At 67.8% G+C, this 22,749-nt stretch carries 19 protein-coding genes; 5 read left to right on the top strand and 14 right to left on the bottom strand.

Annotation, left to right across the window (positions count from 1 at the left end):
* Positions 1-15: 15 nt before the first annotated feature.
* Both ACKVMH_RS07250 and ACKVMH_RS07245 read left to right on the top strand, forming a co-directional pair.
* Positions 16-1,521: an ATPase domain-containing protein gene (locus ACKVMH_RS07250; protein ID WP_412699784.1), complete on the top strand. Its 1,506-nt coding sequence runs from the start codon at positions 16-18 to the stop codon at positions 1,519-1,521.
* On the top strand, positions 1,518-3,161 hold the full coding sequence (locus tag ACKVMH_RS07245) for an ATP-binding protein (RefSeq protein ID WP_412699783.1): 1,644 nt from the start codon (positions 1,518-1,520) through the stop codon (positions 3,159-3,161). The genes ACKVMH_RS07250 and ACKVMH_RS07245 overlap by 4 nt, the downstream gene beginning before the upstream one ends.
* A gap of 22 nt (positions 3,162-3,183) precedes the next feature.
* On the opposite strand, the gene ACKVMH_RS07240 is transcribed toward ACKVMH_RS07245, so the two are convergent.
* Together ACKVMH_RS07240 and gntA are read right to left on the bottom strand one after the other, a co-directional pair.
* On the bottom strand, positions 3,184-3,792 hold the full coding sequence (locus tag ACKVMH_RS07240) for a DUF1989 domain-containing protein (RefSeq protein WP_412699782.1): 609 nt from the start codon (positions 3,790-3,792) through the stop codon (positions 3,184-3,186).
* A complete protein-coding gene (gene gntA, locus ACKVMH_RS07235) occupies positions 3,789-4,535 on the bottom strand; it encodes a guanitoxin biosynthesis heme-dependent pre-guanitoxin N-hydroxylase GntA (protein ID WP_412699781.1) in 747 nt (248 codons plus the stop codon). Before gntA ends, ACKVMH_RS07240 begins: the two co-directional genes overlap by 4 nt.
* A 156-nt stretch (positions 4,536-4,691) precedes the next feature.
* On the opposite strand from gntA, the gene ACKVMH_RS07230 reads away from it, so the two are divergent.
* Entirely contained in the window at positions 4,692-5,699 is a 1,008-nt protein-coding gene (locus tag ACKVMH_RS07230) for a glutathione S-transferase family protein (RefSeq protein ID WP_412699780.1), read from the top strand.
* A gap of 105 nt (positions 5,700-5,804) precedes the next feature.
* Positions 5,805-6,485 carry a hypothetical protein gene (locus ACKVMH_RS07225; protein WP_412699779.1) on the top strand — a complete coding sequence of 227 codons (681 nt, stop codon included), beginning with the start codon at positions 5,805-5,807 and terminating at the stop codon, positions 6,483-6,485.
* Between the two features lie 25 nt (positions 6,486-6,510).
* Here the strand turns inward: ACKVMH_RS07225 and ACKVMH_RS07220 are convergent, their stop codons facing one another.
* The 7 genes from ACKVMH_RS07220 to ACKVMH_RS07190 all read right to left on the bottom strand — a co-directional run bounded on the left by ACKVMH_RS07220 (position 6,511) and on the right by ACKVMH_RS07190 (position 17,155).
* Entirely contained in the window at positions 6,511-6,720 is a 210-nt protein-coding gene (locus ACKVMH_RS07220) for a hypothetical protein (RefSeq protein ID WP_215218445.1), read from the bottom strand.
* 82 nt (positions 6,721-6,802) lie between these two features.
* Complete coding sequence (locus tag ACKVMH_RS07215) at positions 6,803-9,925, bottom strand: type I restriction endonuclease subunit R (protein WP_412699778.1); 3,123 nt, start codon at positions 9,923-9,925, stop codon at positions 6,803-6,805.
* A 20-nt stretch (positions 9,926-9,945) separates the two neighbouring features.
* Positions 9,946-11,235, bottom strand: coding sequence for an McrC family protein (locus tag ACKVMH_RS07210; protein WP_412699777.1), 1,290 nt, complete (start codon positions 11,233-11,235; stop codon positions 9,946-9,948).
* Positions 11,232-13,550 (bottom strand): AAA family ATPase, encoded by a 2,319-nt coding sequence (locus ACKVMH_RS07205; protein ID WP_412699776.1) that lies wholly within the window; start codon positions 13,548-13,550, stop codon positions 11,232-11,234. Before ACKVMH_RS07205 ends, ACKVMH_RS07210 begins: the two co-directional genes overlap by 4 nt.
* Positions 13,551-13,572: 22 nt before the next feature.
* Positions 13,573-14,886: a restriction endonuclease subunit S gene (locus tag ACKVMH_RS07200; RefSeq protein WP_412699775.1), complete on the bottom strand. Its 1,314-nt coding sequence runs from the start codon at positions 14,884-14,886 to the stop codon at positions 13,573-13,575.
* Positions 14,876-16,477, bottom strand: coding sequence for a type I restriction-modification system subunit M (locus tag ACKVMH_RS07195; RefSeq protein WP_412699774.1), 1,602 nt, complete (start codon positions 16,475-16,477; stop codon positions 14,876-14,878). The genes ACKVMH_RS07200 and ACKVMH_RS07195 overlap by 11 nt, the downstream gene beginning before the upstream one ends.
* 204 nt (positions 16,478-16,681) lie before the next feature.
* On the bottom strand, positions 16,682-17,155 hold the full coding sequence (locus ACKVMH_RS07190; protein ID WP_412699773.1) for a hypothetical protein: 474 nt from the start codon (positions 17,153-17,155) through the stop codon (positions 16,682-16,684).
* Positions 17,156-17,475: 320 nt separating this feature from the next.
* Between ACKVMH_RS07190 and ACKVMH_RS07185 the strand changes: the two genes are divergently transcribed.
* Positions 17,476-17,949 carry a hypothetical protein gene (locus ACKVMH_RS07185; protein WP_412699772.1) on the top strand — a complete coding sequence of 158 codons (474 nt, stop codon included), beginning with the start codon at positions 17,476-17,478 and terminating at the stop codon, positions 17,947-17,949.
* A 542-nt stretch (positions 17,950-18,491) separates the two neighbouring features.
* On the opposite strand, the gene ACKVMH_RS07180 is transcribed toward ACKVMH_RS07185, so the two are convergent.
* The 5 genes from ACKVMH_RS07180 to ACKVMH_RS07160 all read right to left on the bottom strand — a co-directional run.
* Positions 18,492-18,680: a hypothetical protein gene (locus ACKVMH_RS07180; RefSeq protein WP_412699771.1), complete on the bottom strand. Its 189-nt coding sequence runs from the start codon at positions 18,678-18,680 to the stop codon at positions 18,492-18,494.
* Between the two features lie 109 nt (positions 18,681-18,789).
* Positions 18,790-20,334 carry a sensor histidine kinase gene (locus tag ACKVMH_RS07175; protein ID WP_412699770.1) on the bottom strand — a complete coding sequence of 515 codons (1,545 nt, stop codon included), beginning with the start codon at positions 20,332-20,334 and terminating at the stop codon, positions 18,790-18,792.
* Positions 20,321-21,142, bottom strand: coding sequence for an alpha/beta fold hydrolase (locus tag ACKVMH_RS07170; protein ID WP_412699769.1), 822 nt, complete (start codon positions 21,140-21,142; stop codon positions 20,321-20,323). Before ACKVMH_RS07170 ends, ACKVMH_RS07175 begins: the two co-directional genes overlap by 14 nt.
* A gap of 132 nt (positions 21,143-21,274) precedes the next feature.
* Entirely contained in the window at positions 21,275-22,138 is an 864-nt protein-coding gene (gene ygiD, locus ACKVMH_RS07165; protein WP_412699768.1) for a 4,5-DOPA-extradiol-dioxygenase, read from the bottom strand.
* 110 nt (positions 22,139-22,248) lie between these two features.
* The coding region (locus tag ACKVMH_RS07160) for an FHA domain-containing protein (RefSeq protein ID WP_412699767.1) at positions 22,249-22,749 on the bottom strand (501 nt) is incomplete at its 5' end.

Genomic DNA, 22,749 nt, shown 5'->3' with positions numbered 1-22,749 from the left:
CCCCATCCACGCTGCATGAGCCAACCCCCGCAAGCCGCCCCTTCCGTCAGCACGGGTATCAAGGGCCTCGACCACATCCTCGGCGGCGGGTTCACCCCCAACCGCCTGTACCTGCTCGAGGGCGAACCGGGCTCGGGCAAGACCACGATGGGCCTGCAGTTCCTGCTGGCCGGCGTGCAGGCGGGCGAGACCGTCCTCTACGTCACGCTGTCGGAGACCCGCGACGAGCTGCTCGAGACGGCCGCCTCGCACGGCTGGTCGCTGGACGGGATCCACATCCACGAGCTGCTGCCGATGGGCGACCAGCTCGACCCGGAATCGCAGTACACGATGTTCCACCCCTCCGAGGTGGAGCTGGGCGAAACCACCGGCCGCATGCTGCAGGAAGTAGAGCGCCTGCAGCCCACCCGCGTGGTGTTCGATTCGCTGGCCGAGATCCGCCTGATGGCCGGCACCATGCTGCGCTTCCGTCGCCAGGTGCTGGCGCTCAAGCAGTACTTTGCCGGGCGCCATACCACCGTGCTGTTGCTGGACGATGCCAACGGCGTCGAGCAGGGCGCACCGGTCCACACCATCGTCCATGGCGCGGTGATGCTGAGCCAGATGCGCCCCGACTACGGTGGCGACCGGCGCCGGCTGCGCATCGGCAAGCTGCGTGGCCGCCCCTTCATTGGCGGCTACCACGACTACGAGATCCGGACCGGTGGGGTGGAACTGTTCCCGCGGCTGGTCGCCTCGCACATCCAGCGCGCCGGCAAGGTCGAGCAGATCACCTCCAACCTGGCCGAGCTCGATGCGCTGCTGGGTGGCGGGCTGGACCGCGGCACCAGCGTGTTGCTGATGGGCGCGGCCGGCGTCGGCAAGTCCTCGCTCGCCACCCATTTCGTCATGGCCGCGGCCGAGCGCGGCGAGCGCTCCGCGCTGTTCCTGTTCGACGAGAGCGTGCGCACCCTGATGACCCGTTCACACGGTATGGGGTTCCCCCTGCAGCAGCAGGTCGACGAGGGACGGGTATCGGTCGAGTCGGTCGACCCCGGCGAGATCTCCCCCGGCGAGTTCATCCAGCGCATCCGCAACGAGGTTGAGAACCACGGCGCGCGGCTGGTGATGATCGACAGCCTCAGTGGTTACTTCAATGCCATGTCCGGCGAGAAGTTCGTGCTCATCCAGCTGCACGAGCTGCTCGCCTACCTGGCGAAGATGGGCGTGGTGACGTTGCTGATCAACGCCCAGAAGGGCCTGATCGGCCGGATGAGCAGCGACATCGATGTCAGCTACCTCGCCGACACCGTCATCCTGCTGCGTTACTTCGAGGCCGAGGGCCAGGTGCGCCAGGCATTGTCGGTCCTCAAGAAACGCACCGGCGCCCACGAGCGCACCATCCGCGAGCTCACCATGACCGGCCAGGGTGTGCGCGTCGGCGAGCCGCTGCGCGACTTCGCCGGGGTCCTCACCGGGGTGCCCCACCCAGTGGGAGCCGGCCGGCCCGGTAACAGACGCACCGGCCAGGAGCGGCCGTGAGCACCACTGGCAGCGAGGGGACCGAGCAGCGCGTTCTGCTGCTGCTGGCCACTGCGCGCGACAACGCACTGACCCGGGACCTGCTCCACCGCCACAACATCCAGTCGCACACCTGCGCGTCGGCGCCGGCCTTGATCGCCGAGCTGTCGCGCGGCTGCGCGGCGGTGCTGGTGTGCGAGGAGACCATGACCCCGCCGGGCGCGCTCGGCCAGCTGGCCCAGGCGGTGGAGAACCAGCCCAACTGGTCCGACCTGCCGGTACTGATGTTCACCGGCGGCGCGCCCGATTCCACCGTGGTGGGCGACGCGGTGGCCATGCTGCACAACGTCACCCTGTTGGAGCGCCCGCTGCGTGCGGCCGCCCTGTTGAGCGCGGTGCGCAGCGCCCTGCGGGCACGTGGACGCCAGTACGAGATCCGTGGCCACCTGGCAGTGACCGAACGCGCCCGCGCGGCGGAGGTCGAGGCCATGCAGCGCAAGGACGAGTTCCTGGCGATGCTGGCCCATGAACTGCGCAATCCGCTGGCACCGATCAACAACGCCCTGCACCTGCTGGCGATGGACGACTCCGACCCGGCCCGGCGCACCCAGCTGCGGGAGATGATGTCGCGCCAGGTGCACCATATGGTGCGGCTGGTGGACGACCTGCTGGAGGCCTCCCGACTGTCGCGCGGGATGATCACCCTGCACACCGGGACAATCGACCTGCGTGACGCGCTCGCCGCGGCGGCGGAGCTGGCCCGCCCGCAGATCGAGGCCGGGAGCTGCCGGCTGGCACTGGACCTGCCGGACCACCCGTTGCCCGTCGAGGCCGACCCGGTGCGCATCGCCCAGGTCTTCGGCAACCTGCTCAACAACGCCGCCAAGTACGGATGCAACGGGGGTCACGTCGAGGTGGCGGCACGCACGCGGGGCGACGCGGTCATCGTCACCGTGAGCGACGATGGCCAGGGCATCGCCGAGGACGTCCTGCCGCGGGTGTTCGAGCTGTTCACCCAGGGCGAACAGGGCTACGACGGCGCGCGCGAAGGACTCGGGATCGGCCTGGCACTGGTCCGCAGCCTGGTGGAATTGCACGGCGGCACCGTGGACGCCCACAGCGACGGTCCGGGCACCGGTGCCCGGTTCACCGTCACCCTGCCATTGGCACGCGACCAGCCGGTGCAGGCCGTGCCGCCCACCCGGCGCACCGCCGCCTCCGCGGACGCGCGCGGCGACCTGCGGGTGCTGGTGGTGGACGACAACCTGGACGCCGCCGCCTCGCTGGGGCTGCTGGTCGAGTCGCTCGGGCTGCGCCCCCGCATCGCCCACGATGGCCGCCAGGCACTGGCCGAGGCCCGCGCGTTCCATCCACAACTGGTGTTGCTGGACATCGGGATGCCTGGCATGGACGGCTACGAAGTGGCTCGTCGGCTGCTGGCCGACAGCGATGGCACGCCGCCGGTACTGGCGGCCGTGACCGGATGGAACCAGCCGCGGGACCGCCGGCGCGCACGCGAAGCCGGCTTCAGCCACCACTTCGCCAAACCGGCCGATGTGGAGGCGATCGCCGACCTGATCCAATCGCTGCGCCCCGCCCCGGGGCACGTCGCCGGGCAGGCACAACCGGCCGATCCGCGACTGGCCCTGGCGCCGCGGTAGGGCGCGCGGAACGCCGCAGCCGCTAGACCCCGTCGCCGGCGCGCTCCACCCGGTAGTCGATCGGCTTGTAGCGGAAGTTGTTGGACTGCCCGGCCGAGCAGGACGTCATCGCCACCACCAGCGGCATTTCCGCCCGCAGGCGCAGGTGCGCGCCGGGCTTGCTCAGCGGCGGCAGCACGCGGATCTCACCGCTGTCGCCGTCCACCGCCACGTGCATGAAGATGTTGAACGCAATCGGGACCCGGTCGCGGGTGATGCCCCACGGCGCCAGCGCCATCGCCAGGTTGCCCTCGCAGCCCGGGCGGCCCTGCTCCTCGCCGTAGAGCTTCTCGAACATCTCCTTCGAGCACGGCGTCAGGGTGAAGTCGTGCCGGCCGCAGGTGTCCTCCAGCAGGGTGAACATCGGCCGGCTGCGGTTGGAATACAGCACGTCGCCGGTGGTCAGGAACAACCGCGACGCGTAGTCGATGGACCGCCCCGACGACAGGTACTCGGCCATGTCCTCGCGGTTGAAGGCCACCAGGTCGCTGACCTGCTCGCCCTCCGGGTCGATCACCACCAGCTCGTCGCCGGGCGCCAGCTCCACCGCCTTGGCCGAGCACGGCGGGATACGCACCACCTGCCCGCTCATGCGGCGCCCTCCGGGCCCGTGGCGCGGAACGGGCAGCGCCAGCCGGCGCCGACCGCGCGGCCGCTGTACTGGCGCGCCTCGCTGGCCTGGCCGTAGTCCGACAGGTTGGGGTTGATGGATCCCTGCAAGGCGATGTCCCGTGCACGCGTGGCCTGCTGCATCTTGGCAAAGCGGCCGTCCTCGCGCAGCCGGTTGAACTGGCGGTGCGAATTGAACACCAGCACCGGCGCCTCGAACCGCCGCGCGATGCGCGACGCGCCCGGGTGCAGGCCGATGACGAAGAACGGATGCCCCGCCAGGCTCATGCTGAAGCGCGGGCTGTCGGGGTCGCGCTCCACGTCGGCCGCCCACGTGTTGCCGCGCGCCAGGTCCAGCTCGTGCAGGCGCTGCAACTGGTTCCACAGCTGGCGCTCGAACGCCGCTTCGTCCATCGACCGCGGGCCGCGGAACAGCGCCACCAGCGAGTCGACCGAACGGTCATCCGCGTCGCGCTCGTCCAGCATTGCGACAAAGCCGGCCAGCGCATCCAGCAGCGGGCCGTCGTTGGATACGTCACCCAGCGGGGCGAACTCGCGCGTGTGCAGGCCATCGCGCGCCAGCGCCAGCTTGGACCCGACGCAGGGGAAGTCCTCGGAGGCAATGAAGTCACGGAAGCGGGAGTCGAGCGTGCCGGACGGTGAGGGCGCCTTGCGTGCGGCGGGACGCGGGGCAAAGGCGGTGTCGAAATCGTACGCGTGCGGCATCGGGGCTCCGGTATGGGGGGCTTGCAGGGGATCAGCACACGCTAGCCAGCGGCGAGCGCAGGCACCGTGCAGGCAAGGCGACGAGGGCGTGAAGCGTTCAGCCACGCCCGGACGGCTAACGTGGCCGGATCCCGGCAATACAAGCAGGCACCGCGCATGGGCTTACTGGTAGACGGCAACTGGCAGGACAAGTGGTACGACACCGACAGCACCGGCGGGCGGTTCGAGCGCTCCGCCGCGCAGTTCCGCAACTGGGTGACCGCCGACGGCAGCGCGGGCCCCGACGGCCGCGACGGCTTCAAGGCCGAACCCGGCCGCTACCACCTGTACGTGTCCTACGCCTGCCCTTGGGCGCACCGCACCCTGGTGATGCGCGCCTGGAAGGGGCTGGAGGAGCACATCGGCGTGTCCGTGGTGCACCCGCTGATGCTGGAGCACGGCTGGGAGCTGCGCAGCGACTTCGACGGCGCCACCGGCGACCGCCTCTACGGGCTCGACAGGCTGTACAAGCTCTACCTCAAGGCCGACCCGCACTACAGCGGCCGCGTCACCGTGCCCACCTTGTGGGACACCCAGCGCGAAACCATCGTCAGCAACGAGTCCGCCGACATCATCCGCATGTTCAATCGTGCCTTCGACGGCGTGGGCGCACGGCCAGGCGACTACTGCCCCGACGACCTGCGCGACGGGATCGACGCCATCAACGCCACCGTCTACGACAAGGTCAACAACGGCGTGTACAAGGCCGGCTTCGCCACCACCCAGGACGCCTACGACGACGCCGTCACCGCCCTGTTCGACACCCTTGAATCCCTTGAGCGGCGGCTGGGCGAACACCGCTACCTGATCGGCAACACCCTCACCGAGGCCGACCTGCGCCTGTGGACCACCCTGCTCCGGTTCGATGCGGTGTACACCACCCACTTCAAGTGCGACCGCAAGCGCATCGCCGACTACCCCAACCTCACCGGCCTGTTGCGCGACATTTACCAGATGCCCGGCGTGGCCGACACGGTGCACATGGACCACATCCGCCACCACTACTTCCGCAGCCACCCGACCATCAACCCGCACGGGATCGTGTCGATCGGGCCGGCGTTCGACCTGGATGCACCGCATGGGCGGGACGGCTTGGGCGCGCGGGAGGTCCGCAGCGCCCAGTGACCCCACCGCAGGGACGGACTGCTAACGACTCCCGCATACTCGGCGCGCGCGGCGGGGAGCCGCGCCCACCCCGGGGACCGGGTGCCCTCCTGCCGGACGAACGACATGACCCGCCACCTGCTTGCCCTGGCGTTGCCCACCCTGCTGCTTGCAAGCTGCGCCGCCGCCGAGGCCCCACCGCAGCCCCAGCCGACCATCGAAGCGGACGGTGCGCTGTCGATACCCGACGGCTACCAGCCCGGCGCACCGATCGACCCCGCCCGCGTCGACTGCGAGCAGTACCTGCAGATGAACCCGCCGGACGTGCGAAACGAAGCGCAGCGCCTTTGCGCGAGCAGCGCCCCCGGCGAGCGCGACCGCAACCCGTACTGCCAGATCGAGGCGATCACCGCGGCCTGCACGCGCCCGGCGCCCGACGCCGGCCCGGCCTTGACCCCAGAGCAGGCGGTGCCGCAGGCGCAGGCGGCGGGACCCAAGGGCGTGACCGCCACGTTCGAAATACCCGTCGCCTCGGTCGAGATCTACGCGACCGCGCCGCGGCTGCACTCGGAGGCCAACCATGAAAACGGCAAGGCACTGAGCGTGCATTTATCGGAAGCCGCCCACCAGACGTTGGCCGCACGCCTGGGCGCCGACTACACGAAGACCCTGCAGGGCAAGCGCATCCGCGTGACCGGAACCGCCCAGCGCTTCCACGTCGCGTCGTTTACCGCGGGCGAGGACAGCAAGGCCTTCGAGCGGACGGTGATCGAGCTGCAGGACGCGGCGGATCTCGTGGTGCTCTGAGGGTCGGTGTCAGCAGCCGGGTCGATCAGCCGCCTGCCAGCCCACCGCCCATCCGGCCCGGCAGCGCGCCGTCATCCTCTACCGCGTTCGGGTCTTCCAGATCGCCGACCTCGCGGTCCATGCCCGCCTTCTGTGCGGGCTCGGCCGGCGGTGCGCCGGGGACCGGGTCCTGACGGTTGCCGGTGCGTTCCGGCGTGGCGGGGATGCTGGGGTCTCGTTCGTGCTGGTCGCCCATTGAGGTGTCCTCGAGTCGGGAGATCCAGCCTAGGCGCGGCGTGGTGAAGGCGGCATTTCGCTAGGCCGCCAGGTTTCTGCTGTCAGGCCGCTTGATCAAGCGCCCACGTATCCGCCAGGAGCTCTGCCTGACTGATCACTTTTTCCATGGCGGCGGGCTGCCGATCCGGCGGGTAGCGGTACTTGGCCAGCAACACCTTCACCATGGCCACCATCTTCGCGCGGGACGACACCCGGTTCTGCCAATTGATCGTTGCCGACCGACGCAACTTGTCGGTCAGTTCCTGCGCCAGCGCGCGCAATGTCGCGTCCCCCATCTCGCGCACGGCCGATTCGTTCTCCACGAGCGCCTGATAAAAGGCGAACTCCTCCTCGCTCATGCGATGGGGTGGACGCGCTGCATTGATCTCCTTGGCGAGTTTGATGAGCTCCTCGATAACCTCGACCGTGGTGATTGCGCGGTTCTGGTACCGGGCAATGGACTCCTCAAGACGCTCAGTGAACTCCTTCCCCTGCATTGCGTTTCGAGCACCACGCGCTTTGACCTGATCGGCAATCAGCCGCTCCAGCAGTTCGGCCGCGAGGTTCTTGGTCGGCATCTCACGCACCTGGGCGAGGAAGCGTTCGTCCAGCAGGGAGATATCCGGCTTACCCAGTCCGAGTGAGCCGAAGATGTCGTTCACGCCTTCGACCAGCACGCCCTTCGCGACCAGCTGGCGCAACGCGGCTTCCTTTTCCAGCCGCGTTCGCGTCTGCCCTGCACGTGTCAACTTGATCAGGCACACACGCACCGCCTGGAAGAACGCGATCTCTTCCCGCAACGCCATCGCTTGTGGCCGTGTACCGGCCAGCGCCTGGGCGCGGGTCAACTTGAGCACCTGGTCAAGAAACCGGCGGACTCCCCGGTTGCGCCCCTTCTCGTCCGGCTCGGGATCCACCTGCAATACGTGCTCCATGGCGGGGCCGAGCAGAGCGACGGCGTGCTTGGGATCGGGGAACCCCGAGTAGTCAAATCCGTTGAAGAACTCCTTGCGGATCACGTCGATGGTGTCCAGCAGGATCACCAACGCCTGACCCGAGGTATCAACCGGTTCCCGATCAACGCCGGCGTCCTTGGTGTACTGCTTGATTGCCTGCTTGAGCTCCTCGCCAATGCCGATGTAATCAACCACCAAACCGCCCGGCTTGCCCCGCCAGACCCGGTTGGTACGGGCGATGGCCTGCATCAGGCCGTGTCCCTGCATCGGCTTGTCGACGTACAGGGTGTGCACGGGTGGCGCATCGAATCCGGTCAGCCACATGTCTCTGACGATCACGATTTCCAGCGGATCGTCCGCGTCCTTGAAGCGCTTCTCCAGCAGCTTGCGCTGGGTCTTGTCGGTCCGGTGCGGCTGGAAGTGCGATGGGTCGGACGAGCTGCCTGTCATCACGATCTTGATCCGCCCTGCATTGACATCCGCGTCGTGCCAGTCCGGACGCAGCTTCACGATCTCGGCGTATAGCCGCACCGCCGCCTCGCGGGAGATGGCCACGACCATCGCCTTGCCGGCCAGCGCCTCGGTACGCGCTTCCCAATGCGAGACGAGGTCCGCAGCCAGGGTCGACAATCGACCCTCTGCCATGGCCAGCGCTTCCAGTCGGGTATGCCGGCTCGCGGTCTTGCCCTGCTCGTCGCTGTCCTCGTCGTCCGTGACTTCAAGAAACTCATCCAGCAGCGCCTGCTTCTCGGCCTCGTTGAAGCGCAGCTCGATGATGCGCGACTCGTAGCTGACCGGGACGACCGCCTCGTCCTCCTGCGCGGCGATCATGTCGTACACATCGACATAGGTGCCGAACACCGCCTCGGTATCGCGGTCGTCCAGGCTGACAGGCGTGCCGGTCATTCCCAGATAGATCGCATTGGGCAACGCATCACGCATGTACTTGGCCAAGCCGTACTTGGTCTGGCCGGTGGCCGTGTCCATCTCGGCGGTGAAGCCGTACTGGGTCCGGTGTGCTTCGTCGGCGATCACGATGACGTTGGACCGGGCCGACAGCACCGGCACGCAGGCCTCGCCCTGCCGCGGCGCGAACTTGTTGATGGTGGTGAAGTAGATGCCGCCGGCCTGCGCCTGCCCCAACCTGTCGCGCAGATCCTCGCGGCTGTCGGCCTGCTGCGGCGTGGCGCGCAGGGACCACGCGCTGTCGGCAAAGGTCTCGTAGAGCTGACCGTCCAGATCGTTGCGGTCGGTGACCAGCACGACGGTCGGATTGCCGAACTCCGGCCGGTCACGCAGCGCCATGACATAGAACAGCGCCAGCAATGACTTGCCCGAGCCCTGGGTGAACCAGATCACGCCACCCTTGCCGTCCTTGCGGTGCAGCAGCGCATCCAACGCACGCTGCACGGCACGTTGCACGCCGTGGAACTGGTGCCACTGAGCAATGATCTTGAAGCTGGCGCCACCGTCCGCACCGCCATACGCGACAAACCCGCGGAAGAACTCCAGCAGGGTGCGCGGCTCCAGCAAACCGCGGATCAGCACCTCCAGCTCGAGTTGCGCCTTGTCCACTTTCTTGCCTTCCAGCAGCCGCCACCGCGAGTAGCGGGACAGCGCCGCGCTGAGGGACCCGTAGCGCGCAACCGCACCGTCGGAGATCACATTCAGCAGGTTGAACCAGAACAACTGCGGGACATCCGCCTTGTAGGTCTGGATCTGGTGCCAGGCGGATTCGAAGTCAGCGTTGAGGTCGGCCGGGTTCTTCAACTCGACGACCACGAGTGGCAAGCCGTTGACGAAGAGCACGATGTCCGGCCGCCGTAACTTTGCACCCTGCACAGTGAACTGCTGCACCGCGAGCAGGTCGTTGTCGCCGATTTCGCCACCGATCACCCGGACCCGCATGACGGTCCGTCGCCCGTCGTCCTCCAAGCGCTCCACCGGCACGCCGTTGCGCAGCCAGTCGTAGACCTCACGGTTTCCGTCCACCAGGGATTGCGCACCATAGGCGGCCAAGTGCGTGACCACCGCATCGGCTTCGGCCGGCTGGATGCCCGGATTCAGGCGGTTCACCGCCGCCAGCAGCCGCGGTGCCAGCACCACGTCCGACCAGCGTTCGCGGGCATGCTCGCCTGCTCCCGGCGCCAGTGCTTCCCCGCTCATGCAGGTCCAGCCCAGGCCCTGCAACCAGGCAATGCAAGCGTCTTCGAGATGGTTTTCCAGCATGGCTCCCCCGTACTGCCCTGTTAATGCCCGCCCGGAGCGACGGCGCCTTCCGGGTTGAACGGAAACACCCCGCCCGGAAGACACCCGCTCTGCAGATCCATCGGCACCGCGTCCAGCCAAAGCCCGTCTTCAAGATCAAAGCGCGCCAACGCCTTGCCAAACGTATCGCACCGGGGAAACACCAACACCAGTTGCCCTGCCCCACCCAGATAGCGCCGACCGTAGGCAAAGAGCTGGTAGAAGTCGCTCTGGCTCAACCCGTAGTTGCGGGCAGCGTCGGCCTCGTCCAGCAGCTTCCACTTGGCGTCCACCACATAGGTCCGGCCGTCGTACTCGATCAGGAAATCCGGCCGCAACTGAAAGAGCCTGCGCCCGTCCTGCCGCGCCAGGTACCTGCTGGCGGCCTGCGTCTTGAGCGTTGCTCCGGCCGGCAGCCCGCGACGCAGACACACCTCGACGTAGCGCTCGAACACCCGTTCCATCGGGAACAGCAGGCTGCGGCCGGTCCAGTCGCCCAGCGCCGACAGCGGATTCCGGTTGCCCAGGATCAACTCGCACCATGGCCGGATGGCTGCGTAGCGGGCCATCAGTCGGTCCGTGCTCCAACGCCGCAAGTCACCCGGTATGTCGGCGCTGCTGTCTATCGCGGCCAACTGGTGCTCAAGCTCATGCGCCAACCGCCAGTTGCCCGGCTCCCGGGTCAGGCCCGCCACCTTCCGCAGCGCGGTGGCGATCAACTTGTTCTCCGGCCGGTTGGTATCGAATACCTGGTGCTCGACCTGGAACAGATGCTGCCGCCCCGCCGGCTGCCGCACCTGCTGGCCCACCCGCAAGCGGCCGCGCAGAAACCGCACCTCCTCCTCCACCAGCCGGTAGTCGAAACGCAGCCCGCGCCGCACCAGCCCGTCCAGCTCGGCGAGGAACTGCTGGATGATCCACTCGCTCACCGGCCCATCGAAGGTCTGCAGCGCCGTCGGCCCCGAGTCCCGCACCGGCAGGCGCAGGCTGTGCCGCAGCATGTGCACCAGTACCCTGCGTGCTTCGGCTACGCCGGCCTCGCCCCGCACGTGCTTGGGCAGGATCTCGATCCGCGTACCACAGGGCGACTCCAGCACGCCCACGTAGTTGTCCAACCGCAGCCAGCGCCGGTCTTCCACCTGCACTAGCGCGGCGCCGCCACTGCGGTGCCGCTGCGCCTCGCGGCAGAGCCAGTCGAAGACCGACGGCGGAATGCTGGCCACGTCCAGGCTTCCCGCCGGCACCGGGCCGGTGGTCAGCCTTGCGTGCTCGCGGACGGTGACAAGATTCACGCAGTGCCCGGCGGTGCCTTGATGATCCCCAGATACGCCGCCGGCTGCTCGAATGCCGCGTCATTGACTATCCACAGCCGCCCTTCGCCCGGCACGTCGACGTCGCTGCCAAACAGCTCCGCCATGCTGCCGTCCGTCTGCTGCAGGAACCGCAATGGCCCGGGCTTGCGGTGGTCGTTGAAGACCCAGGCAATTTTTTGCCAGTCCTCGAAGAAGTACTCCTGCAGCAGTGGAAGCACCTGGCGGCGGAACACATCGGCCAGCAGCGGCAGGGTCGGCTCGTCCCTCAGCCGCATGAAGTAGGCGTGCCCGAGCATGTAGTCCCGGCCAAGCAACACCTCGATGCGGCGGTTCAGGGTGGCCAACATCTCGTCCAGCGGCACGCCCTCCACTACCACGCCCTCCAGCGCGGCGGACTCCGGCAGCATCTCGACGAACTCGAAGCGGCGGCGCAGTGCGACGTCCAGCCCGGCCAGCGAGCGGTCGGCGGTGTTCATGGTCCCGATCAGGTGCACGTTGGCCGGCACGCTGAAGCGCTCCTTGGAGTACGGCAGCGTGACCGACAACGCCTCGGGTGCGCCCTCGCGCTTGGACGGCTCGATCAGCGTGATCAGTTCGCCGAAGATGCGCGATACGTTGCCGCGGTTGATCTCATCGATCACCAGTACCCTCGGCTCCGGCTCGTCCGGCTCGACGATGCCATCTCCCGCCAGGGGTTGGTTCGAGGGCGCCAGCAGGGCCGCAAGCCGGTCGAGGTTGATCGAGCCGGGCCGCAGCTCGTAGATGGTCATCTGGCTGAAGCGGTTCTCCATCAGGTCCGCATACGGACGCGGCGGGTCGTACTGGCGGAGCCAGCGCACGGGGCGCGATTGCACGTAGTGCTCCTCGCCATCGTCGCGCGCAAGGTGCCGGTAGCCGCCGGTGACCACCCCTATGGCGCGGAACTTGAGGTTGCCGTGGGTGACCACCACCAGGTCGCCGTCCTTCATTCGCCGGACGAACTGATCCAGCGCCGTGATCGCGTAGTCGCCCGGGCCGACGTCCTCACCGGTGGCGCGTACGGCCTGCAGGATGTCGTCGCGCGAGGTCACTCCGGTGAGGTCCGCGCCGTAGCCGAAGCCCATCAGGGCGATGCCCTTCTGCATGCACTCGTCGAAGATGTGGCCCTCGCTGCCGGCATCGCCCAGCGACAGCTTCCAGATGCGCCGCCCCGCCACATCGATGCCGGACTCTGCGGGCGCCACGTTGCGGCTGCGAGCCGCTTCGCACAGCTGTTTGAAGACACCGTCCTCGACCTCGTACCGAAGTCGCTTGGTCTGCTCGTCGGTGCTCGCGCGGATGCCTTCGACGAAATCCTCGTAGCTGAAGCTCTGGTGGAAGGTGACAAAGCGCACCCGGCCGGCATGCGCCAGCTCGTCGAACCGCTGCTTCAGCGTTTCGCGCTCGTCGGCGAACTCGTCAAGAAAGTCCGGGTCGAGGATGCGCAGCGCCTCGTTGACGGTGTTGTAGGTCTTGCCGGTGCCCGGCGGGCCGAACAGGATCTTGTTGGTGGTCACGGGGCGGCTCCCGGTACTGGCGCCGGTGGCGCCGTCTGGATTGCCGGCGATCAGGGACGCCGACGGAAGGTGGACGATGCGGTACTCGTCATCGGCGAGCTTCTCGTATCGCAGGCTGTCGCCACCCTTCACACCCTTGGCAACGTAGTAGGCCGATGCGGCCGCGCGGTTGTGCAGGTAGCCGGTATTGGTGCCGCGGTAGATGTCCGACTTGAAGTCAGTGCCCGCATCGGTGGTAAACCGGGCCGGTGTGCCCGGGCCATCGGGATTCTTCGACCGGATCATCGCTTCGGGGAAGAAGCCACTGTCCAGCGCCTTGACCGGGAAGAACGTGTTGCCCGGCCGGACCGCGCCTTCGGTGACGGCGACCGTCAGCGACGGCACCGAAGCGTCACCGACGCGACGTACCGCGGTCTTGTGGGTGCTGGTGGCCGCGGGGTCGGCATAGATCTCCCAGATACCATGCACCGCCGGGTCGTAGACCTCGTAGTAGGCGCCGTTGCCGGTGCCGACCTTGAACAGCCGGTCGTAGCGGTTGCCGGCATCGGTGCGGCGCGGCTGGCTGCCGGCATGGTAGGAGGTGCGCGCCGGGGCATTCACCGCGACCGCGTTGAGTTCGGCCGATACCGTGCTGAAGGGAATGTCGGGCAGCGTGCGCTTCAGGTATTCCCAGACTTCAGTCCGGTTGGCCTTGCCGCCGAGTGCGGCCACGGCATCGGCGACCAGCTCCCACTGGGTCTTCTGCGAAAGATCGTTCAACGGTGGTTCCCCCTGGCGTGCGTCATGAGAGCGCTTCGACTTCCGCATCGGCTTCCGGTAGGCGGAGCTTGCCGGAGATCAGGCGGGGGAGGAGGGTGTCGCGGAGACCTTCCAGCGAGCTGGCCCTCAGCGCGTTGTTGAGGCAAGCGTCCAACAGGGGCGCCGCCGTTTCCGACAGAACTTTCATCAGTGGCCCGGGAGGAACGGCGACTAGAGCCTCAGTGAGGTGGCGACGTTGGATGTGCCCCATGGTGGTTGCCTTGTGAGCGGCAGTTTCGCGAAAGGCGGGCAAGTGGTGGCGAGTCGCCAAGTAGTAAAACCACTTGGGAACCTCCGTCGAAGTCACTTTGAACAGGTGCTGGTTCAAGGCGCCACGCCCGCCACCCCAAGTCTCTACTTCCAGGGAGCCAGACCATGAGAAGAGCACGTCCCCATCTTCGACAACATATCCTGGCTTTAGGCGTGCGCTGGCTCGGTCTGCGCCACGCGTATGTCCGGCGCGCAACTGCGCGATCTTGATAACCGGAAGGAACTCGGAGTCGCTCTCAGGAGGATATTTTTGGAGCGCGAGTCCATTGAGGTAGTTCGCGATTGAATCCAGAGCTCGCGCAGACCAGCCCTTGGGAATCGGGCCGAGCTTGGAATCCTCAAACTCGCTGGGAAACAGGGCAGCGGTGACGGCGTCCATGCCTTCCGGCTCGCGGCCTTCGGCCTTGGCGCGCACGGGGTCGAAGTCCACGAACCAGGACTTGAACAGGGCTTGGGCGATAGCTTCGAGTGTGGCGTTAGTTCTGCGTAGCAGCGCAATTCGCTCATCAATGGACCAAAGAACATGGCAGATACGGGACTGCTCCCCTCTGCTCGGAAGCGGCAGCACCCAAGTCTTGATCTGCGCGCCACTCAAGTTCTGCTGGGCAGCACCTGTGGCCATTGACACAATCTGCCTGCGATTCCCCAACAGCTGGTAGTACAGAAACCTAAAATCACAAAGCGTGTCATCAACGACCATCGCCGCACATGCTTGGTTGCACGCCATTTCCCTGCCGAGCACGCCAAGCTGGCCCACCGTTGCCCCGTACATCGCCATCAACAACGTATTCCGAGGAAGCCTCTTGGCCGATGAGTAGGCAATGGCTTCTTCGGTTATCCACTCCTCGGCATCACCTACGACACAGTCCGCAAGTTCTTTGGTCTTGATCCATGGCAGGACTCCGCCCTCAAAGTACTCCAGCTTCTTCCGACTCGGGGTACCACCACTTGTGAATCTTTTGCACACACTGGCGATAGAGACCTTGCGCCACTCCGACGGGGGGGACAAACAACTTTCAAGTTCCATAACCCAGCGCCCCCAGCTTCTCCCGGATCACCGCATCCAGCTCCGCCCCCTTCGCCATCTGCTCGGCCAGCTGTGCAGTCAGCCGCTCCATCTTCTCGCCAAACGCCTCGTCGTCGTCCTCTTCCACCTGCGCACCGACATAGCGCCCCGGCGTCAGCACGAAGCCGTGCTTCTCCACTTCCGCCAGTGATGCGGTGTAGCAGAACCCCGGCTCATCGGCGTAAGCATCGCCGTCGCTGAAGTCGCTGCCACGCCAGCGGTGGTAGGCCTGCGCGATGCGCTGCAGGTTCTCATCGGTGAACTCGACCTGCGTGCGGCTGATACGCCCCGTGGCAGCCTTGCGCGCATCGATGAAGAGCACCTGCCCGCTGCGGTCGATGCTGCCGTTGATGCCAGCGCCCTTGTCGCGGGACAGGAACCACAGGCACGCCGGGATCTGGGTGTTGGCGAACAGCTGCCCGGGCAACGCGACCATGCACTCCACCACATCGGACTGCACCATCGAGCGGCGGATCTCGCCCTCGCCGCTCTGCTGCGAAGACATGCTGCCGTTGGCCAGCACGATGCCGGCGCGGCCGCGTGCCGACAGCCGCGCCAGCATGTGCTGCAGCCAGGCGAAGTTGGCGTTGCCCTTGGGCGGGATACCGTGCACCCAGCGCGGGTCGTCGGCCAGTTTGTCGCCACCCCAGTCGGAGATGTTGAACGGCGGGTTGGCCAGCACGTAGTCGGCGCGCAGGGTCTTATGCTGGTCGTTGGCGAAGGTGTCGCCGTAGCTGTCGCCGAGGTTGCCGTCCAACCCGTGCACGGCAAGGTTCATCAGGCACAGGCGGCGGGTAGCGGCCATCAGCTCCTGGCCGTGGATGGCGAGGTCGCCCTGCTTCTTCAGTTGCTTCTGGTGCGCATCCTTGAAGCGAGCGGACTGTACGAACATGCCGCCCGAACCGCAGGCCGGGTCGTAGATGGTGCCCTTGAACGGCGCGAGGATCTCCACCAGCAGGTTGACCACGCTCTTGGGCGTGTAGAACTCGCCGGCGCGGGCGCCCTCCTTCATCGCGAACTGGCCGAGGAAGTACTCGTACACCTCGCCGAACACGTCGCGGCTGGCGTGCTGCCCGGGGTCGAACTTCAACCGCGCCAGCAGGCCCATCAGCTCGCCAAGCTTGCCCGGCTCCAGCTCCAAGCGGGAGAACTCGCGGTACAGCACGCCCTTCAAGCGCGGGTTGTCGGCCTCGATCAGGCCCATCGCCTTGTCCAGCCGCTGCGCAAGGTCCGGCGCGGTGGCCTGCGCCAGCAGCACGTTGAAGTGCGCGTCCAGCGGGATCCAGAACACGTTGTCGATGTCGTAGAAGGTCTTGTCGCCGGTGAAGGCGGTTTCGCTTTCGACGCGGGTCTCCAGGTCGTCGATGAAGTAATCGGACTTGGGGTCGGACAGCCGGGAGCGGATCACCTGCGACTGCGCGTCGTACATGTCCGATACGTACTTCAGGAACACCAGCCCGAGCACCGGGTACTTGTACTGGGCCGCCGCCACCGAGCCGCGCAGCTTGTCGGCGGCATCCCAGAGCGTGCGCTTGAGTTCTTCGTTGGTCATTGCTTGGTTTTCACATCTTTCCGGTCTGTCGGCCGTTTCGACGACTCCGTCCCAACCCGCTCGAGGTCAGGCGGCTCTCCAAGACACGAGATTGACGGCTCGTCACGACCACGGGGTCGGAATCGGTTCAGCAGCGCATGCACCCATCCCAGTAAGTCAGTGCGCGGCCCTGCAGGGGCACGTCTCCGCATGTCACTCCCTCTGTCACCGATGTTCGTAGAAGCCGTACCCCAACCGCCGGGGAAGACCACTCTTGAATCCAGTGTTGGATATTTCGTAATGGCCAGAAATAGCCGCGCGGAAGCGGGCCTTACCATTCATGCAGTGCTCGCTGTCGAAGCAGTAGATGAGGACCGCTTCGATCGAGTTGATTTTCTTGACAGAGATTTTCCCTTGCTTGAGGGAAACCAGGCCGCGCCGCACTTTGAACCGGTGGCCGGGGAAGCGCTGGGCCCACTCACGCTGCTTTTTAATGTGATCTGGTTGAGCTATGCGAACCGCAACGGGTTGGCTATAGGCTTGCCCCACGTACACCATTTTTTCCGCGCCATCCCCATGAGCGGTGATCAGGTACAGCAGCTCGTTTTCATGCTCAGGCACACCCTTCGCTGTCAACTCGACGGGCCTACTCCATTTAATCGTGACGTCGTGATGGTCGTCATCGAAGATCAAATCCATACCCCCCCCTGTGGGACCGCCGAGAGCCGGCGGCTTGCGACATCTTAGGCCTGAGGCCTTGTTACCGGCAGCCATAGTGCAGTTGGTCCATCTCATCAGGTGTTACGCCGCGGCTTGATCTCCGTTGACGGGACGACGCACGGCGTATCACCACATCACGCCGCGGCGCTTTCCTACAGACACTATGCGCCCCCTCCCCGACACTCGCCCCGCTCCCCCGCAGCGGCGCCCGCCGCACGCCGGAGCGGCCCCCACGGATTTGCAGGCACGCGCGGCGTGCCGGTCCCGGGGCGACACATGGAACGCATAAGGATCTTGCCGTGTCCCAGAACATCATTGACTTCACCCTCGACGACGCGCAGCTGGCGGCGTCCCTGCAGGCGCTGACCGACCTTGAGACGCAGTTGTCCGGGCTGGTGGCGATGTCCACCGAGCAGCGCCGCAAGCTGGCGCGCATGGGCGACAAGTCCGAGGCCTTCTGCCGGCAGACGCTGTCGGTGCTGGCGCAGAACCCGCAGGTGGTGCCGCCGAGCCTGAAGCTGGCCGAGGCGCAGGCCGACCTGGCGGCGCTGGATCGGTTGCGCCCGCTGGTGCTGCGCCTGCAGCGGCTGGCCGAGCGTGCCAACGACACCGAGGTCGCGCTGGGCAGCGACGTGATGCGTTGCGCGCTGGACGGCTACGCGCTGCTGAAGGTGTCCGGCCGCAACCAGGGCCTGGAGGGCCTGCGCAAGGAGCTGGGTACGCGCTTTGCCCGCAGCACGCGCAGCACCGAGGACGTGCCCGAGCCGGCGTGAGCCGCCCCACCGGCAGGCCCATGCCCGTCGCACCCTGCAAGGCCGCCCTCGGGCGGCCTTTTTGCTGCCCGCAAGTCGGCGCCGGCCGTGCGGGTTACGGCGCGGCGAGTGGCGAATAAAGCGCCATCACTGCCACTTCAAGAGCCGCCCGCGGCGCCCCAAGTGCCATCGTCGGTGCTTTGAGCGTCGCACCTGGCGGTTCCAGCGGCACGCGTCGCGGCTGGAGTGGCATGCGCCGAACGCAGAGCCGCACACGCCGCCATTCCACCGCCGAGGCTCGCGCTTGCACCTGCGCCCGCGGCGGGTGGTGCGACACACGTCGCACCACAGGCGGCACGCGCGGGGCTCACAGCGGCGCACGCCGTCCAGCGCGCGCGGCACACGGCGCGGCGAACGACACGCGTGGCGGTTACAACGTGGCGGCCGGCGCCGGAAGCGTGACGCTCGACGCTGCGGGCAATACCTGCACCAATCAATACGGCACCGGCGGGCGTGGCCGTGCCGCGCGCGGCGGTCTCAGCGTCCCAACCGCTACCGCGCGGTCAGCAGCGTCCGCGCCGGTCGCCGTGCTTTAGGTGCCCGTTGAGCGCTTCGCGCGGCAACTCCATGGTCTTTTTGCCCTTGTGGCAGACCAGCACGGTGTCGCTGCCGATCTTGCCCATCGGCCCCAACGGGATCACCACGCAGCCGGTGACGGCGACGGCAAGCAGTGCGGCCAGGATAAGTTTCATGTCGGTTCCCCCTGATGGTTGGCGTGCAGCAAAGCCGGGGATTCTGCCGCACCTCCACGCCACGAACCGCGTCGCACGGCCCAGAGTGTCCAATCCGCGCGCCGCCGGGTCACCCGCCCGACGGAGCATCCTGGCCGGCCGCACGCGGAAAGTGCGCGGCGAACACGGTGCCGTGCGCCTCGGTGGACTCCACGTCGATGGTGCCGCGGTGCGCACGCATGATCTCCGCGACGATGTACAGGCCCAGGCCCACGCTGCGCGACCCGGCGCCGACGTCCGCGCCGCGCACCATGGGCTGGAACAGCACCGCGCGCAGCGCCTCGGGGATCGCCGGGCCGGTGTTGTGCACCGACACCGTGAAGCCGTCGGCGCGTGCCACCGACGCCACGATGACCGGCGCGCCGCGCGCGCCGTAGGCCACGGCGTTGGACACCAGGTTGCCGACCAGTTGTGCCAGGCGGTCAGGGTCGGCCGCGCAGGGATGCTCGCCTTCCCGGCGGTGCACCAGCTCCGCTTCGGGGTAGGCCTGGGCCAGCTCGGCCAGTTGGGTGGCGACCGCGGCGTGCAGGTCGAACGGCACCACTTTCACCGCAAGGCCCTGCCCCAACCGCGCGCGGGTGAAGTCCAGCAGGTCGTTGACCAGGCGCAGCGCGCGGGTGGTCGCCCGGGTGATGTTGCCCAGCACCGGCTGGTGCACGGCGGACAGGCCGGCCATCTCCAGCACCTGGCCGCCCAGCCGGATGGTGGACAGCGGATTGCGCAGGTCATGGCTGACGATGCCGACCATCTGCTCGGCGAACAGTGCCCGGTCCTCCGCCGCGGCGCGCTGCTCGCTCAGCTCGGTGATGTCCTGCAGCAGGCCAAACACGCGGCCGGGCATGCCGTCGGGGCCCGGCACGGCCCGCGCTGTCGCCAGCACCGTGCGCTGGACCCCGTCGTCGCCGTTGATGCGGTAGGCATGGCGGTAGGTGGTGGCCGGCGCGTGCAGCATGCGACCCAACGCCGCGAGGGCCGCATCGCGGTCGTCCGGATACACCGCCGCCACGTAGTCCTCGAAGGCGACCGGGCCGGGCCGGTCACGCCCCAGCAGCAACGCCACGCCCGGGTCGAAGTAGCGCTCGCCGGACGCCGGGTCCATCTCCCAGACATGCAGCGCGCCGGCTTCCAGCGCCAGGCGCAGGCGGGTGCCGGCCACCGCCAGCGCATCCCGCGCCTGCTTCTGCTCGGCCAGCAAGCCCTCTGCCCGGTTGCGCGCCGTCATCAGTTCGCGCTCGTAGGTGTGCCGGTCTTCGGCGATGGACACCGCCAGCTCGTGCACCACCGCGCCATCGCGCTCGCGGCGGATGGCATTCATCATCATCGGCAACGGCCGCGCGCCTTCCCGGGCCAGGTCCAGCTTCACTTCGGCGATGGAGCCCTGCATCTGCAGCAGCGGCGCCCAGTGGGTCTGGTGGAAGATGCGCCCGCCGACGGTGAGCAGGTCCTGGAAGCGCCGTTGGCCGACGAGCTGCGCGCGGTCGACCCCGAGCCATTGGCAGAAGGTCGCGTTGGCGTGGCGGATGGTGCCGTCGCCATCGGTCACCAGCAGGCCGCACGGCGCGTGCTCGTAGAGGAAGCTGGTGTCGGGGATGCCCCTGTCGTCAGGCGCGGACACGGTCGTGCAACGGCAAGGCCTCCAGGAACTCGTCCATCGCCGCCATGCTCGCGCTCGGCGCGCTCAGGTGCGGGCAATGCCCGACGTTCTCGATGATGCGCAAGGTGGCGTTGGGCAGCGTCCGCTGCAGGTAGTCGCCCACCGGCCGCGGCGCGATGATGTCGTCGCTGCACTGCAGGACCAGCACCGGCGCCTGCAGCTTGGGAAGGTCGGCACGGTTGTCGGACAGGAACGTCACGCGGGCGAAGTGCGCGGCGATGTCGGGGTCGGTGCGACAGAAGCTGTTGGTGAGCTCCTCCGCCAACTCCGGCTGCCCCGGCGCGCCCATGATGGCCGGCGCCATCGTGCTCGACCACCCGAGGTAGTTGCCCTCCATCGTTTCCAGCAACGAGTCGATGTCCGCGCGCGAGAAGCCGCCGATGTAGTCGCCGTCGTTGATGTAGCAGGGCGACGGCCCGAGCATCACGTGGGCGTCGATCAGCTCGGGCGCCTTGATGCCGGCCAGCAGGCCGATCATCGCGCTGACCGAATGGCCGACGAAGACCACCGGGCCCTGCGCGCCGTCGCGGATGACCTCCAGCAGGTCGTCGGCATGCCCCTGCAGGCTGCCATGGCGCTCGCGGTCGTAGGCCGACAGGTCCGACATGCCGCTGCCGACCAGGTCGTAGCGGATGGTCCGGTAGCGGTCCTCGTAGGCGGGCGCCATCAGCCGCCACATGTTCTGGTCGCAGCCGAAGCCGTGTGCGAACACGATCGTGGCCGGGCCGTCGCCAGCGATGTGGACGTGGTGGCGGTTACGCGTGTTCATGGTGGTGCAGGCCTCCCCTCTCGCCGAGCCGGAAAGGTTGGCATATCGCGCGCAAGCGGCGATGAAGACGGGCCGGGTGTGGGAATGATGGAGCGGCCGTCATCCGGATGCGGCCGCGGCACGCCAGTGGTGTCAGATGTTGCTTTCGTCGGCCGGCACGGCGGTCGACAACGGCGCGGCGCCCCCCAGCGTGTCTTCGCTCTCCGGGCAGTCACAGCCGACGCCGTAGCTGGTCATCGACAGCGAGCCGTAGGCGTAGCCGTCCACCAGTGTCTGCGCCGGGGTGCCGGCGACGGCGGCGGCGCCGGCGATGTAGAGCACCGGCAGGAAGTGTTCGGGCGTGGGCGCGGCCATTGCGTAGTCACGGTGGGCCACCAGCGAAGCCGCATCCCCGGGACGCTCGGTCAGCACCTGGCGGGCGTGCTCGTCGAACCGCCGGGTCCAGTCGAAGCCGGCGTGCGGCTGGGTCCAGTCGATCGCGCGCAGGTTGTGCACCACGTTGCCGCTGGCCATCAGCAGCACGCCACGCTCGCGCAGGCGCGACAGCCGCGCGCCCAGTTCGACATGCCACGCCGGCGGCTTGAGCGCGTTAATCGACAGCTGCACCACCGGCACGTCGGCGTCGGGGAAGGCGTGCACCAGCACCGACCAGGTGCCGTGGTCCAGCCCCCACCCGTCCAGGTCGGCGCCGACATGGTCGGGGCGGGCAATGTCGGCGACTTCCTCGGCCAGCTCGGGCAGCCCTGGCGCCGGGTACTGCACGTCGAACAGCGGCTGCGGGAAGCCGAAGAAGTCGTGGATGGTGCGCGGCCGGGCCATGGCGGTGACCGCGGTGGCGTTGACGTACCAGTGGGCGGACACCATCAGGATGGCGCGCGGCCGTGGCACCGAGGCGCCGAAGCTGCGCCAGGCGTCGGTGAAGCGGTTGCGCTCCAACGCGTTCATCGGGCTGCCGTGGCCGAGGAAGGCGGCGGGCATGGCGGCGTTGGTCTTCATCCGGACGGGTCCTGCAGGGAATGCCGCTACCGTACCCGGGGCCGTCGCCGGCGGCGATGACGCCGCCGTGACGCTGCGTCCCGCCGCCGCACTGGGTCGTTGCGGCCCGCCTAGGCCAGGGCGTAGGCGCCGATGCCGACCGCCACGACCACCAGCGCCAGCAGTGCCGGCACCACCCACCCGGGGCGGCGGGCGTCCTCGATGGGGCGGCGGGGGTCCTCGCCCCGCACGTTGGACACCACGCGGAAGCGCAGGGTGTCGAGGCCGATCTCATCGCCTGCGCGCACCTCGGTGCGCACCACGCGGCGGCCGTTGACGAAGCTGCCGTTGCTGGAACCCATGTCCTCCAGCACAAGTTGGCCGTCGCCGGGCAGCAGACGTGCGTGCAGGCGCGACAGGCCGGCGTCCTCGACGGTGACGGTGCATTCGGGCGCGCGGCCAAACGTGACCACGCCGTGCACCGGCACGTTGCGGCCAAACAGGCTGCCGGCAACGCAGCGCAGCACGAAGTCCGGCACCACCGGGCGCACGGTGGTGGCGCCCAGGTCGTCGTTGGCCGGGGGCAGCGCGGCCAGTGCGTCGCCGGCACCCGGCACGGTCGTGCCGACGCC

It is taken from the genome of Lysobacter zhanggongensis, from assembly GCF_046638635.1.
GTDB classification, from domain to species: domain Bacteria; phylum Pseudomonadota; class Gammaproteobacteria; order Xanthomonadales; family Xanthomonadaceae; genus Novilysobacter; species Novilysobacter luteus.
This window is presented reverse-complemented; position numbering and strand designations above follow the sequence as displayed.

What these genes read in the sequence shown, in the direction of transcription:
- ACKVMH_RS07250 (WP_412699784.1), top strand. Translation starts at nt 16, where the DNA reads ATGAGCCAACCCCCGCAAGCCGCCCCTTCCGTCAGCACGGGTATCAAG.
- ACKVMH_RS07240 (WP_412699782.1), bottom strand. Translation starts at nt 3,792, where the DNA reads ATGAGCGGGCAGGTGGTGCGTATCCCGCCGTGCTCGGCCAAGGCGGTG.
- gntA (WP_412699781.1), bottom strand. Translation starts at nt 4,535, where the DNA reads ATGCCGCACGCGTACGATTTCGACACCGCCTTTGCCCCGCGTCCCGCC.
- ACKVMH_RS07230 (WP_412699780.1), top strand. Translation starts at nt 4,692, where the DNA reads ATGGGCTTACTGGTAGACGGCAACTGGCAGGACAAGTGGTACGACACC.
- ACKVMH_RS07225 (WP_412699779.1), top strand. Translation starts at nt 5,805, where the DNA reads ATGACCCGCCACCTGCTTGCCCTGGCGTTGCCCACCCTGCTGCTTGCA.
- ACKVMH_RS07220 (WP_215218445.1), bottom strand. Translation starts at nt 6,720, where the DNA reads ATGGGCGACCAGCACGAACGAGACCCCAGCATCCCCGCCACGCCGGAA.
- ACKVMH_RS07215 (WP_412699778.1), bottom strand. Translation starts at nt 9,925, where the DNA reads ATGCTGGAAAACCATCTCGAAGACGCTTGCATTGCCTGGTTGCAGGGC.
- ACKVMH_RS07200 (WP_412699775.1), bottom strand. Translation starts at nt 14,886, where the DNA reads ATGGAACTTGAAAGTTGTTTGTCCCCCCCGTCGGAGTGGCGCAAGGTC.
- ACKVMH_RS07195 (WP_412699774.1), bottom strand. Translation starts at nt 16,477, where the DNA reads ATGACCAACGAAGAACTCAAGCGCACGCTCTGGGATGCCGCCGACAAG.
- ACKVMH_RS07190 (WP_412699773.1), bottom strand. Translation starts at nt 17,155, where the DNA reads ATGGATTTGATCTTCGATGACGACCATCACGACGTCACGATTAAATGG.
- ACKVMH_RS07180 (WP_412699771.1), bottom strand. Translation starts at nt 18,680, where the DNA reads ATGAAACTTATCCTGGCCGCACTGCTTGCCGTCGCCGTCACCGGCTGC.
- ACKVMH_RS07170 (WP_412699769.1), bottom strand. Translation starts at nt 21,142, where the DNA reads ATGAACACGCGTAACCGCCACCACGTCCACATCGCTGGCGACGGCCCG.
- ygiD (WP_412699768.1), bottom strand. Translation starts at nt 22,138, where the DNA reads ATGAAGACCAACGCCGCCATGCCCGCCGCCTTCCTCGGCCACGGCAGC.